Source organism: Bacillus sp. NPDC057893, assembly GCF_042796455.1.
Classification (GTDB): domain Bacteria; phylum Bacillota; class Bacilli; order Bacillales; family Bacillaceae_G; genus Bacillus_A.
In genome coordinates this window covers 410,189-427,982 of sequence record NZ_JBHVNG010000003.1, presented here as the reverse complement: position 1 = coordinate 427,982, position 17,794 = coordinate 410,189, and the positions used below count along the sequence as shown (strand labels likewise).

15 protein-coding genes and 1 pseudogene are annotated in these 17,794 nt (G+C 35.2%); 12 read left to right on the top strand and 4 right to left on the bottom strand.

Translation table 11 applies throughout. From position 1 onward, the window contains the following. Positions 1 to 34: 34 nt before the first annotated feature. Positions 35 to 667, bottom strand: coding sequence for a trimeric intracellular cation channel family protein (locus ACFVQC_RS17970; RefSeq protein WP_000924380.1), 633 nt, complete (start codon positions 665 to 667; stop codon positions 35 to 37). A gap of 488 nt (positions 668 to 1,155) precedes the next feature. On the opposite strand from ACFVQC_RS17970, the gene ACFVQC_RS17965 reads away from it, so the two are divergent. The 8 genes from ACFVQC_RS17965 to ACFVQC_RS17930 all read left to right on the top strand — a co-directional run bounded on the left by ACFVQC_RS17965 (position 1,156) and on the right by ACFVQC_RS17930 (position 10,602). Further along, complete coding sequence (locus ACFVQC_RS17965; protein WP_377898821.1) at positions 1,156 to 2,607, top strand: O-antigen ligase family protein; 1,452 nt, start codon at positions 1,156 to 1,158, stop codon at positions 2,605 to 2,607. A 95-nt stretch (positions 2,608 to 2,702) separates the two neighbouring features. After that, positions 2,703 to 3,812, top strand: coding sequence for a glycosyltransferase family 4 protein (locus ACFVQC_RS17960; RefSeq protein ID WP_377898820.1), 1,110 nt, complete (start codon positions 2,703 to 2,705; stop codon positions 3,810 to 3,812). A gap of 21 nt (positions 3,813 to 3,833) precedes the next feature. Next, complete coding sequence (locus tag ACFVQC_RS17955) at positions 3,834 to 4,574, top strand: WecB/TagA/CpsF family glycosyltransferase (protein ID WP_377898819.1); 741 nt, start codon at positions 3,834 to 3,836, stop codon at positions 4,572 to 4,574. A gap of 306 nt (positions 4,575 to 4,880) precedes the next feature. Next, on the top strand, positions 4,881 to 6,080 hold the full coding sequence (locus ACFVQC_RS17950) for an MFS transporter (RefSeq protein WP_002144636.1): 1,200 nt from the start codon (positions 4,881 to 4,883) through the stop codon (positions 6,078 to 6,080). 209 nt (positions 6,081 to 6,289) lie between these two features. Beyond that, complete coding sequence (locus tag ACFVQC_RS17945; protein ID WP_377898818.1) at positions 6,290 to 7,006, top strand: LytR/AlgR family response regulator transcription factor; 717 nt, start codon at positions 6,290 to 6,292, stop codon at positions 7,004 to 7,006. Between the two features lie 122 nt (positions 7,007 to 7,128). Next, a complete protein-coding gene (cstA, locus tag ACFVQC_RS17940; RefSeq protein ID WP_377898817.1) occupies positions 7,129 to 9,204 on the top strand; it encodes a carbon starvation protein CstA in 2,076 nt (691 codons plus the stop codon). Then, positions 9,197 to 9,400, top strand: a complete 204-nt coding sequence (locus ACFVQC_RS17935) for a YbdD/YjiX family protein (RefSeq protein WP_377898816.1) — start codon at positions 9,197 to 9,199, stop codon at positions 9,398 to 9,400. Before cstA ends, ACFVQC_RS17935 begins: the two co-directional genes overlap by 8 nt. Before the next feature lie 146 nt (positions 9,401 to 9,546). Beyond that, a complete protein-coding gene (locus ACFVQC_RS17930; protein ID WP_377889705.1) occupies positions 9,547 to 10,602 on the top strand; it encodes a diguanylate cyclase in 1,056 nt (351 codons plus the stop codon). A 118-nt stretch (positions 10,603 to 10,720) separates the two neighbouring features. Here the strand turns inward: ACFVQC_RS17930 and pdxK are convergent, their stop codons facing one another. Beyond that, positions 10,721 to 11,545 carry a pyridoxine/pyridoxal/pyridoxamine kinase gene (pdxK, locus tag ACFVQC_RS17925; RefSeq protein WP_377898815.1) on the bottom strand — a complete coding sequence of 275 codons (825 nt, stop codon included), beginning with the start codon at positions 11,543 to 11,545 and terminating at the stop codon, positions 10,721 to 10,723. 134 nt (positions 11,546 to 11,679) lie between these two features. Between pdxK and ACFVQC_RS17920 the strand changes: the two genes are divergently transcribed. The 3 genes from ACFVQC_RS17920 (at position 11,680) to ACFVQC_RS17910 (ending at position 14,736) form a co-directional block, all read left to right on the top strand. Continuing rightward, complete coding sequence (locus ACFVQC_RS17920) at positions 11,680 to 13,251, top strand: GAF domain-containing sensor histidine kinase (protein WP_377898814.1); 1,572 nt, start codon at positions 11,680 to 11,682, stop codon at positions 13,249 to 13,251. Positions 13,252 to 13,271: 20 nt separating this feature from the next. Beyond that, positions 13,272 to 13,919 (top strand): response regulator, encoded by a 648-nt coding sequence (locus tag ACFVQC_RS17915; RefSeq protein ID WP_097831407.1) that lies wholly within the window; start codon positions 13,272 to 13,274, stop codon positions 13,917 to 13,919. A 190-nt stretch (positions 13,920 to 14,109) separates the two neighbouring features. Beyond that, positions 14,110 to 14,736, top strand: coding sequence for an FMN-dependent NADH-azoreductase (locus tag ACFVQC_RS17910; protein WP_377898813.1), 627 nt, complete (start codon positions 14,110 to 14,112; stop codon positions 14,734 to 14,736). A 61-nt stretch (positions 14,737 to 14,797) separates the two neighbouring features. Here the strand turns inward: ACFVQC_RS17910 and ACFVQC_RS17905 are convergent. Then, positions 14,798 to 15,469 (bottom strand): annotated as a pseudogene (locus tag ACFVQC_RS17905) (transcriptional regulator YeiL). A gap of 107 nt (positions 15,470 to 15,576) precedes the next feature. On the opposite strand from ACFVQC_RS17905, the gene ACFVQC_RS17900 reads away from it, so the two are divergent. Continuing rightward, a complete protein-coding gene (locus ACFVQC_RS17900) occupies positions 15,577 to 16,242 on the top strand; it encodes a YjjG family noncanonical pyrimidine nucleotidase (RefSeq protein ID WP_377898812.1) in 666 nt (221 codons plus the stop codon). 73 nt (positions 16,243 to 16,315) lie between these two features. On the opposite strand, the gene ACFVQC_RS17895 is transcribed toward ACFVQC_RS17900, so the two are convergent. After that, positions 16,316 to 17,545 carry a chloride channel protein gene (locus tag ACFVQC_RS17895; protein WP_377898811.1) on the bottom strand — a complete coding sequence of 410 codons (1,230 nt, stop codon included), beginning with the start codon at positions 17,543 to 17,545 and terminating at the stop codon, positions 16,316 to 16,318. Positions 17,546 to 17,794 lie beyond the last annotated feature (249 nt).

Here is a 17,794-nt window from a genome sequence, read left to right as displayed (position 1 = left end):
TATATAAATTAAGAGAATTCTATGTAGAATTCTCTTAGTGGCCTTTATTAATTTTTGCATGTGTTTTAAAGAAAACTGGGAAATGTACATTATATATTACGGTGACTACACGAATAACGAATGTTATTAATAAACAAACATAGAAAGCCAATACGTGTGCTCCCATTGCATGTGTAATTAGGAAACTAACTGCTCCTAAAATAGAAGCAATTGCATATATCTCTTTTCGGAATACATACGGGATATCTTGAGCACAAATGTCGCGTAAAATACCGCCCCCAATACCTGTAATAACTCCCATTGAAACGACTAAAAACGAGGCGTCAACGTGATGTGACATTGCTGCATTTGCACCAATAGCTGTAAATACACCTAAACCAACAGCATCAGAAAGCATAATAACGACTTGAAGTTTATTAATGCGCTCAAAAAACATACATGTGAATAATGCTGATAGTACACTTACGAAAAAGTAAATTGGTTTTACAAATGCGACAGGAGGCAGGTTACCAATCATAATATCACGAATAATACCGCCGCCGAGCGCAGTAGCTACAGCTAAACAAAGGACACCAAATAAATCTAGATCTTTTTTCAAACCAACTAATGTACCAGAAATGGCAGCGGCGATAATGCCAAGAAACGTAAATATATCGATTAATAACATGGCTTTAATTCCTTCCTCTTAAAGATGTTCCAGAGAAAAAATATACACTAAAGTTTTGGAAATAACAATTACTTTTCGCTACATGTAGAAAAACGGATGAAATACATAAAGAAAGCGTTTGAAAGTGTTTAGAAAGTAGCAATTGATTAAATTGAAAAAAGTGCGGAAAGATTAATTTTGTAGTTTTTACCGTGGATTAGTTGAAGGGTGTTACAAATAGAATAATTTATATATTATTATAAAATGATAAAAAGTATTTTATTGTTGTCAAAAATGAGCCAAGGTGTGCTAGATAGTTTTTATTGGAGCAGGGAAGGATAGTTAAAGGACAATGTTTTCTGTTATTAATAATGCTTGATTTGACTTGTTTAGGCATAAAAAATAGTTCTCAATTTAAATATGAGTTATGTTATAATTGCTAGGTGTGTTTAAACGATAGAAAACTATGATTAAAAGATAATGTAAAGATTTTGTATGGAGGTCTTGGAATGTTAGCAAATCAAGCTAGGGTTAGATTTGAGCATTTTTTGCTCTTTTTTATTATTTTACAGCCTGTTTTGGATTTATTAACCTCTCTTAGCATTGAGTTATTAAAAGTAAATGCGACAGTTGGAATTATGGTGAGATTCCTCATTATGGCAATGGCTGGTATTTATATTTTAATTCAGGCAAAAGAAAGAGAAAATAGGAAGTTTTTGATTTATCTTGTATTACTAGGAGCTATATTAGGAATAGGATTTATTAATAATAAGTCAATCAAGAGTCCTATTGTAATCGCAGAAGAAGTTAAATTCATTGGAAAAGCATTGTATATATATATTATGCTTGGCTCATACATTTTAGCTTTAAAATCACTGAAGAAGACAGTAAATATTAGCGATAAAGTTAGAAATAACATTGTGTATTCAACATTAATTATTAATGCTATTATGGTTATTTCTATTACAACTTCTACAGACTTTGGAAGTTATGAGTGGATGAAAGTTGGTTCCCGAGGATGGTTCTATGCAGGTAATGAACTAGGGTCAATCTTAGCTATTATTTTCCCTATTGTGGTACTATATTCTATTCAAAAAACAAAGAGCGTGAAACACATTTTATATTGGATTCCATCGCTGTTAATGATTTACTCTTTAATTCAAGTTGGTACGAAAGTAGGGATGGGCTCAATTGGTGCTACGTTAGCGGCAGCAATCGGGATTATCGTACTACAATTATTATTTGATAGAAGAAATCCAAACAAAAAGTCTCTTGTACTTAATGGATTAATTGCTATTGTCCTATTAGCTGGTGTTGTCGGAACGTTTAAAATGACGCCATTAGCACAAAATATGGGTATTCATAACAACTATTTATCAGAACAAAATGTAGCGCAGCAAGGTCAAAAGGAAAAAGAAATTAAAGAGAAAATTAAAAAAGAAGAAAAACAACATAAAGTTGAGAAATCAGAAGAAAAGGCGGAAGTAGAAGCGGAAGTTAAGAAAGAGCTTGAGAAAGAGCAAAAGAAAGAAAATCAAGAGAATCTTATTTTCAGTGGACGTCAAGTATATGAAGAAAGACATAAGCAGTTCTTTAAAGAAGCGCCAACGTCACAAAAGTTATTTGGAATGGGTTACGCAGGTAACTATAAATATAATGAACAAAAAGAGCCAGATCCGAAGTTAATTGAAATGGACTTCCATGATTGGTTTTATGATTTCGGAATTATTGGTTTTGCGTTAATGATGATTCCATTTATTTATTACGGCTTAAGAATCTTAATAGCATTTATTACAAGATTTAAGGAAATATTCAATGTGAAATATGGAATGATTTCAGCAAGCTTAGTATTAGCACTAGGTATTGCGTATGTTGCAGGGCATATTTTGACAGCACCAGGAGTCGGGATTTACTTTGTAGTGGTGCTAGCTTATCTAATTATAGATTTAGAAATTGAATGATAAAAATAAAAGCTAACTTTTGTTAGCTTTTATTTTTTAGTACAGTAAAATAAAGATAGATGGAAATGTAGCGAGGATTTAAAGGAGGAAAAAATATGAGGATATTGCATATGAATGCAGGAGCAGAAGATGGTGGAGGAAAAACACATATTATTTCACTTCTCGATCAGTTCCCAACTGGTGAAGTAGAATTAGCAGTATTTGAGGATGGAATTGTTGCGAAAGAAGCAAGAGAGCTAGGAATAAAAGTTCATGTGTTTTCACAAAAATCTCGCTATGATTTATCCATTTTAAAGAACATAAGTGAATTCATTAATAAAGAAAAATTTGATGTAGTTCATACACACGGTCCTAGGGCGAATTTCTTTGTTTCTCTAATGAAGAAGAAATTCGCGGCAAAATGGGTAACGACAATTCATAGTGATCCATTTCAAGACTTTACTAAACAAGGCTTAAAAGGCTGGATTTTTACTAAGTTAAATTTAAAAGCTTTAAAAAATATAGATTTATTTTTTGTTGTAACGAATAGGTTGAAAAAAAGCTTAGCGGCATTAGGTATTTCAAATGAAAAGATGCATGTTATTTATAACGGGATTGAATATGATCAGGAAAAAGCAGATGGCTATAATAAAAAGGAAATGTTTAATATTGACGAAGATGTGTTTACGGCAATCCAAGTAGCGCGTCTGCATCCTGTTAAAGGACATGAAGTTTTATTCGATGCGTTACAACAAACGAAATTGGAAAAAATTAAAGTGTTATTAGTTGGTGATGGGCCGTTAGAAAGAGAACTAAAGGCATTAGCTACTGAAAAAGGGATTAATGATAAAGTTGAATTTTTAGGGCATCGTCAAGATGTGAAACAATTATTTGCTTCATCACATGTCAATTTGTTAACTTCCCATAGCGAAGGATTTCCATTAGTTTTATTAGAAGCGGCAAATCAACGTGTACCATCAATTGTGACTAGAGCAGGAGAAATCGAACCGTTAATTGCAGATGAAACTTATGGATGGATTGTACCAACTGGTGATGGCAAGGCATTGGCATCGGCATTAGAAGAGGCGTATGACAAGTGGAAAACTGGAGAGTTATCAGTAATGGGCAAGCATATTTATGAGCATGCTACTATGAACTTCTCACTTCAAAAATTATATGAAGATACGAAAGAAACATATAAGCAATTAATAGAAAAAAACCTTTAATGATAGAGAGGATAGTTAAATATGGCAGTACAAACGGTTGATATTCTAGGTGTTCCTTTCTCTACAATGACAATGGATGAAACGATCCAACATTTAAAGAAGCAACTAGAATTAGAGCAAGCTCATACTTTTCAGGTGGTAACAGCAAATCCTGAAATTGTTATGTGCGCAAAAAAGGATGAAAAATTCCATGAAATATTATTAAATACAGATTTAATTACACCTGATGGTATTGGGGTTGTAAAAGCAAGTGGTATGCTTGGTACACCTTTAAAAGAGCGGGTAGCGGGATTTGATTTAATGAGCAATTTATTTGCAAAGTTATCAGAAGAGAATAAATCAGTATCTGTTTTCTTATTAGGTGCAAAACCACATGTTGTACAAGCCGCGGCTAATCATTTAACGAAGACATATTCGGCTGCATCTATCGTGGGTACTCAAGATGGATATTTTAAACAGGAAGAAGAAGAGAATATTGTTTCACGTATTCAAGAGGCAAAACCAGACCTATTACTTGTTGCACTTGGCTTCCCAAGGCAAGAAAACTTTATCCAAAACAATAAGCATCGTTTAGAAACGAAAATGGCTGTTGGAGTAGGCGGTAGTTTAGATGTGTGGGCTGGAGAGGTAAAGCGTGCACCAAAGTGGATACAAGCTATTCATTTAGAGTGGTTTTACAGATTATGTAGTAATCCAACACGCTGGCGTCGTCAGTTAGTACTAGCCGAGTTTTTAAAAGAAGTAATGCGTTCAAAAAAGTAGCGGAACATCGCTACTTTTTTTTATTTGTTTATTTTCGATAAAGTGAAACTTTAATCAGTGGGGGTTGTTCATCCCCCACTGATTATTAGCCCGCACCAATCGGGCATTTACGGGCAGCGGGTTCCCAACTAACTTCTTTGCTCCAGCTGGATTTTGAGGTGGGAGTTCTACTGCCCACAAATAGCGGGATAAACATTTTACTTTTTGGGAATGATGAGGGAGGAATTTTTATACGAAAGTATTTTACTTATGCAATACACACATGTAAAATGATGTGTAAAGACACCTGTGTAAGGAGGACTTCTTGTGAGCAAGGTAAAAGAAATTTCGAAGCGAAAGCTACTTGGTATAGCAGGGCTTGGCTGGCTATTTGACGCAATGGATGTTGGAATGCTTTCATTTGTAATAGTGGCGTTGCAAAAAGAGTGGGGATTAAGTACTCAAGAGATGGGTTGGATAGGTAGTATTAACTCAATTGGTATGGCTGTAGGGGCACTCGTTTTTGGGATACTATCAGATAAAATAGGACGGAAATCAGTCTTTATTATTACATTATTACTATTTTCTATTGGTAGTGGCTTAACGGCTTTAACGACGACACTCACAATGTTCCTCGTTTTACGCTTTTTAATTGGTATGGGACTTGGCGGGGAACTTCCAGTTGCATCTACCCTTGTATCGGAGAGTGTTGAAGCACACGAACGTGGGAAAATAGTTGTACTATTAGAAAGCTTTTGGGCTGGTGGTTGGTTAATCGCAGCTCTTATCTCATATTTTGTTATTCCTAAATACGGTTGGGAAGTTGCTATGGTATTAAGTGCAGTTCCAGCGTTATATGCTTTATATTTAAGATGGAATTTACCCGATTCTCCAAGGTTCCAAAAGGTTGCAAAAAGGCCATCTGTTATTGAAAACATAAAATCGGTTTGGTCTGGAGAATATCGTAAAGCAACAATTATGTTATGGATTCTATGGTTTTGTGTTGTCTTTTCCTATTATGGAATGTTCCTTTGGTTACCTAGTGTAATGGTACTGAAAGGCTTTAGTTTAATAAAAAGTTTTCAGTACGTACTCATTATGACTTTAGCTCAACTTCCGGGATATTTCACAGCTGCATGGTTTATTGAACGTCTTGGTCGTAAATTTGTATTGGTTACGTATTTAATTGGTACAGCATGTAGTGCTTATGTGTTCGGAATTGCGGATTCATTAACAGCATTAATAGTGGCGGGTATGTTACTATCCTTCTTTAATTTAGGTGCTTGGGGTGCATTATACGCTTATACACCGGAACAGTATCCAACAACTATTCGCGGTACAGGTGCAGGAATGGCAGCGGCATTTGGACGTATTGGTGGTATTCTTGGACCACTATTAGTAGGGTATTTAGTTGCTTCACAAGCGTCACTATCGCTAATATTTACGATTTTCTGTGGATCAATTTTAATTGGGGCACTTGCTGTCATTATACTTGGTCAAGAAACGAAACAGAGGGAATTAGTATAAAGTGAAACTTTAATCAGTGGGTGTTTTGTCCATCAACCACTGATTGTTAGCCCGCACCAATCGGGATAAAAGAAAAGGGGAACCAAAGTGGTTTCCTTTTTTCTGTTTTTTTAGATAAATAATGGTATAGTAAGAAAAAGGGATTGTTTCTTACTAAAGCGAATGTATACAACAAGACATATGGACAAAGGAATTAGGTGGATGGATAAATGAAAATCTTACTTATCATGGAAGAAACAGAAGAGCGAAGAAAATTAGTTGAGAACTTTATTGAAAACATTCGAAATGTAGAATGTTTTGAAGCGGAAACTGGAACAGAATCTTTGCTAATAATGAAAAAACATACACCTGATTTTGTTTTTTTAAATTCGCAATTAATGGATGGTACTGGTTTTGAATATTCGAGTTTGTTACGAGAAGTGAATTGTTATACGAAATTTATTTTTATTGGTGAGGATATAGAAGAGGCAATTACAGCTTTTCGTTTCCAAGCATTTTATTATTTATTACGACCATTTCGTGAAGAAGATTTACAGTTCATTTTATATAAAATGGGGAAAGAACAAGGTGAGAAAGCAAAGAGTCATTTGCGTAAATTGCCGATAGAAAGCCATGAGGGGATTAGATATATTTTCCCAGAAGATATTGTATATGTAAGTAAAAATAAGGAAAACAAAACCGTTTCAATTTATACAACAAATAATCAGTATATTTCAACATATACACTTCAGGAATTAGAAAATAAACTAAATGCATATGATTTTTTACGTGTACATAAAAGCTATTTAATTAATATGTCGTATGTACAAGAACTTAAACCTTATTATAATGGCACATATAATTTGCATTTAGACAGGTATGATGAGCAACCGATTCCAGTAAGCCGCAATTATGTAAAACGACTGCGAAATAAAATTGAATTGTGACAAGTAATGAGAGAATTTCAACATGATAATCTAAAAATCCTTCATGATAAGGAGGATTTAAGTAAAGTATTCAGAAAATTTAGTACAATCTCCACTAAGAAGTAGTAATGGGGGGATTGTATGTGAAAACATTGAAGTCAATTTTACTTTGGGGAGTTATTGCAGCGCTAGGAGCATCTGCTTTTGGTGTAATAGCGTTATCGCAAGGTGAGACAATTAATGCTGTATGGCTATTAGTTGCTGCTGTATCAGTGTATGCGATTGCGTATCGCTTTTATAGTAGATTTATAGCGAGGAAAGTTTTTGGCCTAGATAATAATAGACAAACACCTGCTCATACGTTAAATGATGGTAAGGATTATGTTCCGACAAATAAATGGGTTTTATTCGGACATCACTTTGCGGCGATTGCAGGGGCGGGTCCTTTAGTAGGACCGATTTTGGCGGCACAGATGGGGTATTTACCTGGGACAATTTGGATTATTGTTGGGGTAGTTATTGCTGGAGCTGTACAGGATTTTGTAATTTTATTTGCTTCAATGAGACGTAATGGTAAATCATTAGGAGAAATGATTAAAGATGAGATTGGTCCTGTTACAGGATTAATTGCAATGATTGGTATTTTAGGTATTATGATCATTTTATTAGCGGTATTAGCTTTAGTAGTTGTGAAGGCGCTTGTTGGAAGCCCATGGGGAATGTTTACGATCGCAGCAACGATTCCAATTGCTATTTTAATGGGAGTTTACATGCGTTACATTAGGCCGGGGCGAGTAGGAGAGGGATCAGTAATCGGTATTGTTCTACTAATCTTATCTCTTATTGGAGGACAATATGTAGCGGAAAATCCGACACTTGCAAGTATGTTTACTTTTAGTGGTGAGACAATTGCTATTATGCTTATCGTATATGGATTCATTGCATCAGCATTACCAGTTTGGATGCTTCTTGCACCACGAGATTATTTAAGCACATTTTTAAAAATAGGAACGATACTTGGATTAGCAATTGGCATTTTAGTTGTAGCTCCAGATTTAAAGATGCCGGCAGTATCTCAGTTTATTGATGGAACAGGTCCTGTTTTCTCAGGGAACTTATTCCCATTCCTATTTATTACGATTGCCTGTGGTGCGGTGTCTGGATTCCACGCTCTCGTCTCATCAGGTACGACGCCAAAAATGATCGAACAGGAGGGACATGCAAGGCCGATTGGTTATGGAGCAATGTTAATGGAGTCGTTTGTAGCAGCTATGGCTATGATTGCGGCTTGTGTATTAACACCAGGAACTTATTTTGCGATTAATAGTCCGGCCGCACTGATCGGTACGGATGTAACGCAGGCAGCTCAAGTTATTTCTTCATGGGGATTTGCTATTACACCAAATGAATTAAAAGACCTTGCTGTTAATGTCGGAGAACAGACCATTTTATCACGTACAGGTGGTGCACCAACATTAGCAATTGGTATGGCGTATATATTTTCACAAGTAATGGGCGGAACGGCGATGATGGCATTTTGGTACCATTTTGCCATTCTTTTTGAAGCACTATTTATTTTAACAACGATTGATGCTGGAACACGTGTAGGACGATTTATGATTCAAGATATTTTAGGGCATGTGTACAAGCCGTTTGCGAAAACAGATTCCACAATAGCGAATGTGGTTGCTACAACGCTATGCGTACTAGGCTGGGGGTACTTCTTATATCAAGGGGTAGTTGATCCTCTCGGTGGGATTAATACGCTATGGCCACTTTTCGGTATTGCAAATCAAATGTTAGCAGGGATTGCACTATTACTTGGAACGACAATTTTATTCAAAATGGGGAAAAAGGCATATGTTTGGGTGACACTTATCCCAACCGTCGGATTACTGATTGTAACGATGACAGCTGGTTATCAAAAGTTATTTCATGAAAATCCTAAAATAGGGTTTCTATCCCATGCGAAAGTGTTCCAAGGAGCATTAGATGATGGAAAGGTATTAGCTCCAGCTAAAAACGTTGCGCAAATGAAACAAATTATTTTTAATGATTATATTGATGCAGCTCTTTGTGGGATTTTTATGATAGTTGTAATTGCTGTATTAATTTCTGCACTTCGAATTTGGATTCAAGTATTAAGAAATAAGCCAATGCCGTTAAAAGAGGCTCCATATATTCCAAGAGACGAAAGTGAGTCGAGGAACTATGCTTAAAAGATTACGGAAGGTATGGGGAAAGAGAAACCAATTTATTAGTTTACTTGTCGGAGTTCCAAGTTATGAAACATATGTAAATCATATGGAAGTACATCATCCAGAAGAGGAAATCCTATGTCAAAAACAATTTTTTGCTGAGGCACAAGAAGCTAGATTCAATGCAAAAGGCGGAAAAATATCACGATGTTGTTAATGGAAGGGGCGAAATTTCGTCCCTTTTTTATTTTGTTGTTCCACGTGGAACAACAAAATAAAAAAGTTTGGGAATTATAGGGATTTCGTAATACAATAACATATGGAAAGGGATAGATGGAAAAGAAAAAGTAGGGAGATTATTTTATGTTCAGAGATCTATTTGTAAATATGACAATTATTCTTTCCTTTATCTTTGTAGGTGGTCAGCTTTTAAGAGATAAGCCGTTAAAAGAGGGATTCGCTGTTTGGCAAAAATGTGTAGTAGGTATTTTTACTGGAATATTAGGTGTATTATTAATGCATTTTGGTGTACATATTGAAGATAGTCTGTTGGATTTACGTTACTTGGCAGTTATTTTGGCAGTTATAATTGGGGGGGCGATAGCCAGTAGTATAACAGTTGCTATCATTTTAATAACTCGGCTACTTTTTACTGATTACTCTTTAGCCTCTGAATTGGCTTGCTATACTATCATAGTAACCGGAATTGGTATTGTCTTCATTTGGCGGATGAAAATTTCTATATTTACAAAGTGGATATGGCTTAATGTGTATAGCTTGTCTATTTTAATATTACCACTGTCTATTTTATTTAAGGATGTATCTGTAGTGGTATTATATTTTGTTTGTAGTATTGTTGCAGGATACATCACATTTGTAAGTGCAAGTTACGTATTGCAATCCAATGAATTATTTCAAACGATGAGGCATTATGCAACGATAGATGCATTAACGAATCTAGGAAATGTAAGACAGTTTGATTTAGAGATGAATCGTCATATTGGTAACAAACATATGAAGAATGATTCACTTTGTTTATTGCTTATAGATATTGATCATTTTAAGTATGTAAATGATACGTATGGTCATCCTGCTGGGGATGAAGTATTAAAACAAGTGGGGCGTATTTTACTAGAGAATGCACCATTCTCAAACTTGGTTTTTCGAAAGGGTGGCGAGGAGTTTGCCCTGCTATTACCAAAAAAGAGGTTAGCATATGGAACGCGTATAGGGGAACAAATTCGTCTAGCTGTTGAAAAGTATTCATTCCAATTGCAAAATGGAGAAAAAATAAAAATTACAGTTTCGGTCGGAATTTCAGAGTATGAAAAATCCCCAGAACAATTTATTCAATCAGCAGATGATGCATTATACTATTCAAAAAGAAATGGTAGAAACAAAGTTAGTACAGCATCATAAGGGCAAAGGAGGGAAGGGGATCTTCCCAAAAAGCTCCTGAAATAATTAAAACCCACAGAACAATAAATGTTCTGTGGGTTTTAATCTATTTTTAAATTTATTAATAAAAATCTTTATGTTAGACAAGTTCTTTCGGTGCAACGAATTTGCGGTATGCACCGTGATGTGTTGGTCCTACATATTCGTTAATCTTAAATGAATGACGAATTGCAGCTGTGATGAATTCTTTCGCAGTTTTTACCGCTTCTTTTACCGTTTTTCCTTTTGCAAGTTCTGCTGTAATTGCAGCAGAATATGTACAACCTGCACCATGTGTATTTGTCGTATCAATCTTTTCTGATTCTAGAAGATCGAATGTTTCGCCGTCATATAATACATCAATAGCGGTTTCTGTGCCTAGTTTGCTACCACCTTTAATTAGTACGTATTTAGCACCTAAAGCATGGATTTTCTTTGCAGCTTCTTTCATGTCCTCAAGAGAATTAATTTTCACACCACTTAATTGATATGCTTCAAATAAATTTGGCGTCACAACTAATGCCTTTGGAACAAGAACGTCACGTAAGCAGTCATTTGTTTCAGGATGTAACGCTTCATCCGCTCCTTTACATACCATAACAGGATCAACTACTACATTATCGAAATTGTGCTTTTCAATTGTTTCCGCAACCATTTCGATAATTTCTACTGATCCAAGCATACCCGTTTTTAAAGCATCTACGCCAACGCCTTCAATTGTTGTTTCTAGTTGTGGTTTTAATGTAGAAGCCGCGATTGGGAATACGTTATGTGCCCAACCGTTATGTGGATCCATTGTCACGATTGTCGTAAGAGATGTCATTCCGTATACGCCAAGTTCTTGGAATGTTTTTAAATCTGCTTGTATACCAGCACCGCCACTTGTATCAGAACCAGCGATTGTAAGTGCTTTGTTTAATGTCATTAGGAAAGCCCCCTTAGGTGATATAATGAAAACTACGTTTTCACTATTATATCAATGTTACGAATAAGTACAAAGTGAAAAGTAGATGATTTATGTTAAGTACTATTTAAAATCTTGTATGTAGGAGACGAATTATGTTTCAAGAGAATCGTACAAATGAATTAGTTATATTAAAAGAAATTGCAGAAACGTTGAATACCTCAAATGATACATATCACGTACTTCAAGCTGTGCTGGAAAAGCTATTGAATGTAACTGGTTTAACGACAGGATGGATTTTTCTTGCGGATGAAAATGGTAGATATACGAAATTAATTGATTACCAATTACCAGAGGGATTGAGGTTCGAAAATAAACGGCCGATGTGTGAGGGGAATTGCTGGTGCTTACACCGCTTTGTGGAAGGAAAACTAGAGCGAGCAGTTAATATTATTGAATGTAAGAGAATTAATAATGCGATTGAATATGACTGGGGAGATACAGAAGGGATTGTACATCATGCGACAGTACCGCTAAAAGCAGGTGGAGACGAATTTGGCGTATTAAATGTGGCTAGCCCAGGTAAAACTCATTTTTCTGAAGAGGAATTAGTACTATTACAATCAGTTGCTTTCCAAATTGGAACAGCGTTAAAGCGCACCAAATTGTATGAAAATGAAAAGAGAAGAGCCTATTATTATGTAAAGTTAGAACGCTTTATTCAAGCTTTAAGAACGATTCACAAATTTAATGCACTGCCAGAGGAAATTGTAAAGCAGGTAGGAAGTTTGTTTCTATGGGAGCAAGTCGTATTCTTTATTAGAGAAGAAAATGAATTGGCTGTGAGAGCTATTTATAAGACGGATGAACTACAAGAGGATTTGAAGATGGCAGCACAGGAAGCGTTGGAAAAAGAAGAGTCTGTCTTGTTGAAGCATCAGGTTGGTAATATAGAGCATCCCAATAGGGCAGTTATCGCTATTCCGATACATATTCAAAATCATATATTTGGAGTATTAAGTGTAAGTTCTAATAATGGAGAATTTGATATAAATACGATAGATGTAGTACAAGCGTTAGCAAATCATATTTCATTAATGATAGAGAACTTAAGATTAAATGAAAAACGCCGCGAACTTGTACGAATGGAAGAGCGTAATCGTTTAGCTAGAGATTTGCATGATTCTGTTTCACAAAAGTTGTTTTCATTAACGTTTATGACGAAAGGCGCTGAAGCTGTCTTAAAGGGGAAAAATGAAAAGGTAGATCAGTCTTTGTATGAGATGCGTGAATTAGCACAAGGTGCCTTAAAAGAAATGAGGACATTAATTTGGCAGCTCCGTCCGGCTGGATTAGAGAAAGGGTTATTACCAGCTTTAAAGCAATATGGTGAAAGTTTAGGATTGAAAATTCGGGAACAAGTTACAGGTGTGCGTGATTTGCCGCGTGTAGTAGAAGAAGCGCTATGGCGAATTGGACAAGAAGCTTTAAATAACGTAAGTAAGCATGCGAATGTAGGAGAAGCGACGATTTATTTCAAAGTGACGGAGAAAAATGTATCATTAGAAATAGTCGATCAAGGAAATGGGTTTGTAGAAAAGGATATAAAAGAGAAGAAATCACTCGGTATGACTACGATGCGTGAAAGAGTAGAATTAGTTGGTGGAACAATTAAAATTGTAAGTAGTAAGAAACGAACGAGTGTAAAAGTAAATGTACCATTATGATGTGAAAATGAGGGAAGTTTGTGAAAATAAAAGTATTGTTAGTTGATGATCATACAGTTGTTTTAAAAGGATTGGCATTTTTTCTAAGCACACAGGAAGATTTTGAATTAGTTGGGGAGGCCAATAATGGAAAAGAAGCGTTAGTGAAAGTAGGAGAAACAAATCCTGATGTTGTACTAATGGATTTATATATGCCTGAGATGGATGGGATTGAGGCGACAGCTTGTATTAAAAAAGAATATCCAAACGTGAAAGTAATTGTCTTAACTAGTTTTTCTGATCAGGCTCATGTATTGCCAGCGTTGAAAGCTGGAGCGAGTGGTTATATTTTAAAAGATGTAGAACCAGACCAGCTTGTTGAAGCTATTCGAAGTGCATATAAAGGTAATATTCAATTACATCCGGAGATAGCAAATGCTCTTCTCTCTCAAACGTTACCGGAGGAAGAGAAAGAAGAAGAACCTTCCGTTCAAGTGGATGTGTTAACAGCGAGAGAAAATGAAGTATTGCAGCTATTAGCGAAAGGGATGAGTAATAAAGAAATCGCCTCTGTTTTAGTTATTACAGAAAAAACGGTAAAAGCTCATGTGAGTAGTATTTTGAGCAAGTTACATTTATCAGATCGCACACAAGCAGCATTATATGCAGTGAAAAATGGAATTGTATAAGACGAAAGTCGTAAGACCTAGTTCGCCTTTAGAAGGTGGACTTTTTTTATGGAAAAATACGTCTATGTGAGGACGTAATTGTCTTGATATAAAGATAAAATGTATTTGTAAGCAACAATAATTACAAGGGAGTACCCTTTTTCGTAAGTAATATATAACAACATAAGAGTGAGTAGTAGGAGGAAAAACAATGGCAACAGTTTTATTTGTAAAAGCAAACAACCGCCCAGCGGAACAAGCAGTTAGTGTGAAATTATACGAGGCATTTTTAGCAAACTATAAAGAAGCACATCAAAATGATACAGTAGTAGAACTTGATTTATATAAAGAAGAATTACCATATGTAGGCGTAGATATGATTAATGGTACATTCAAAGCAAGTAGAGGATTTGATTTAACAGAAGAAGAAGCAAAAGCGGTAGCAGTTGCTGATAAGTATTTAAATCAATTCTTAGAAGCTGATAAAGTAGTTTTCGGTTTTCCATTATGGAACTTAACGATTCCGGCCGTATTACACACGTATATTGATTACTTAAACCGCGCTGGTAAAACGTTTAAATATACACCAGAAGGTCCAGTTGGGCTTATTGGAGATAAGAAGATTGCGTTATTAAATGCACGCGGCGGCGTATATTCTGAAGGACCGGCAGCTGAAGTAGAAATGGCTGTTAAATATGTAGCAAGCATGATGGGCTTCTTCGGCGCAACAAACATGGAAACGGTAGTTATTGAAGGACATAACCAATTCCCAGATAAAGCAGAAGAGATCATTGCAGCAGGTCTTGAAGAAGCGGCTAAAGTAGCAAGTAAATTTTAATTAAAAACATAATCGTCACTCAAAGAAACAGCATTAACGCTTAAACGTTAATGCTGTTTCTTTATATTTTTAGCTCATCAGCAAGTTTTTCTAATTGATTTCGATCTTGTATATAATATGTTCGGCCTTCTTTTTTTAAATAATTTTGCTGGCAAAACTAGTTTAATACATATAAAAGATGGCGGTAACTAACGTTTAAGTATTCTGAGGCCTCAGTATGTTTTTCGGTATAGCAATTATTTTGTTCCGTTAATAGAATAAACGCAGCTAATCGATTTTCAAACGGATAACTATAGTTTTTGGCGTAATTTTCCGTTCGGGTAATTGTTTTTTCTCCAATAAATTTGCATAGTTTCTGTAGAAAGGTAGCATCTTGCAATAAAAGATGCTGACAATCTTTAAGGGGAAGCGCTAAGCAAATACAATCTTCAATTACCTCAACTGCTTTCGTAACGGATTCTACGCCAATTAATCCTAGTTCCCCAATGAACGAAGGCTCTTGAATAAAGTGAATTAAGGACAATTTCCCATTTTTATGACTCATATATATTTTGGCTTTCCCAGAAATTAAGTAATAGAGATAAGGGAGGTCGATTCCCTCATTACAGATCATCTCTTTCTTTTGAAAAGAATGCAGTTCTACATATGGTAAGACATTAAAGGAAAAAAGAGTATGAAATTGGTGAATTTGCATGTGTTGATAAATTTCTTTCTCATTTTTGCTGATTTTCATATTTTCACCCCTGTTTGTAGTATGAGATATCTCCTATTATTTTTACAAGGAAGAATGATACGATTTATGTAAATTTGTTTTTGTAGAAAAGAGAGTGTGAGGGGTTTATGAAAAAATATAAAACATTGCTATTTGATGTAGATGATACGTTACTAGATTTTCAAAAGGCTGAGAAAATCGCTTTACGGATGCTTTTTGAAGAGAAGGGGCTTCTTTTAACCGATGAAATAGAGGATCGTTATAAAAAAATAAATAAAAGCCTTTGGGATTCTTTTGAAAAAGGTGAAATAGCGCGAAATGAAATTATAAATACACGATTTTCCATTTTGTTTAAAGAGTACGGGGAAGAAGTAGATGGAATATTATTCGAAAATAATTATCGCAGCTACTTAGAAGAAGGAAACCAACTCATGCAAGGTGCGTTTGAATTTATAAATCAAATTCAAAGTAAGTATGATTTATATATAGTGACAAACGGTATTTCTAAAACGCAAGATAAACGTTTGCGTAATGCAGGATTACATTCATTGTTTAAAGATATTTTTGTTTCTGAAGATACGGGATTCCAAAAGCCGATGAAAGAGTATTTTGATTATGTTTTTGAACGTATTCCTAACTTCGTTTCTGAAGAAGGGCTTATTATTGGTGATTCGTTAAGCGCCGATATTAAAGGTGGATATGTAGCAGGAATTGATACTTGTTGGTTTAATCCAGAAAAGAAATCAAATGATAGCGAGATTATGCCAACATATGAAGTGCATAATTTTGAATAATTATACGCACTATTAAGGCAGCTTGTGTAACAAAAATAGGCAGTGGAACTTTTGTCCCCACTGCCTATTTTTATTAATTTGTAGTTTCGTTATGTTTAGGAAGCGGAAATGCATTCCCGATCGCTGCTGCCCCGAGCATCGGTAATAATAAATTGAGCGGGAAAAACATGAGTAATAGTAATGTTATAGCTATTGGTTTTCTTAATGCATAGCTTGAAATAGCTGTCGTGACGATGGCTACAGAAGATATTGGATCTATAGGCAGAATAGAAGCTATAGCGTATCCGATACTTGATCCAGCAAATATAATTGGGAAAATATGTCCGCCGCGCCAACCCGTATTTAAACAAACGGCAGTAATACATAATTTTAAAACTCCTGAAAGAAGTAGTATCCAGAAAGATAAATGGCTCCATTCAACGACTAAATCTTTTAATTGATGTTCCCCTGAAAATAATGTGTAAGGGAGAAAAGTTCCTGTAATTCCTAATAAAATACCGCCTATAATTCCAAGTGATACCTTGTATTCCCTGAAGGGGTGGATTAATTTCTCTAATGTGAATTCTAATTTGAAATAAAAGAAACCAACTATAGCACCAGTGCTAGCAAGTGGAAGAAAAGCAATCCACTCATTAAGAGAAAGGGAACCTTCCCCAAAATCAACAATAAAGGATCCACGATTATCGAGTTTACTAAGTAATAAGTAAACGGAAAAACCAGCAAAAGTGGTAGCTAAATATACGATTGCTTTTTTTCCTTTCGAAAATTCATTAATTTGCTCACCCTCATTTTCATTCGGAGCTAAGTAACCGAATAATGGTGCATTAAAAATGACACTTAAAGTAGCACCAATTCCAATCTCTGTTAGTTCATTCATTCCCTTTAAAGCAAATTTAAAGCGATCTCCTACCCATGTACAAAGTCCACCGATAATTCCAACAAGTGCAGCTTCTGGTCCTAAACTAGCTCCAAATATTAAAACGATAATCGCAGTTAAAGTAGCTTTATGTACAAAACTGTATTCAATTCTACCTGTTTTTTTATATTCAGCCATCACTTCCGGCATAAGACGTGGGTATGTGCCGAAGTATTTTTGTGTTAAACCAACGAGGATACCACCGATGATTGTTACACAAATGGTGTAATAAGGGGGAGAAGAGAAAATAGTAGGTAAGTATCCCCAAATAAAGTGAATTCCGATATTTATTGTAACTAAAAATAACCAGACTGTAGCTCCTACTATAGAGCCCAAAAGAAGGCCATATAGGACGAGTATATAGTGCATGTCCTTTTTATTTGTCATGTTCTACCTCCGTTATGTAAGTTTTCATGTAGAAAGGATTAAATATGCTAGTGTGAAATGAATTGAATATATATAGTATCTTTTTGAGGAGTTGGCTTATTCAATATATTGAGATCTCATGAAAATTTGAAACCAACGCGGTTAAACCACTTATTTAATTCTATATATTGATTGGAGTTTTTAAAAGGTCTTTTTCAAATGAATATGGAATTTCTTTTATTGTTTATATTAAATTCCTTACATTTAATT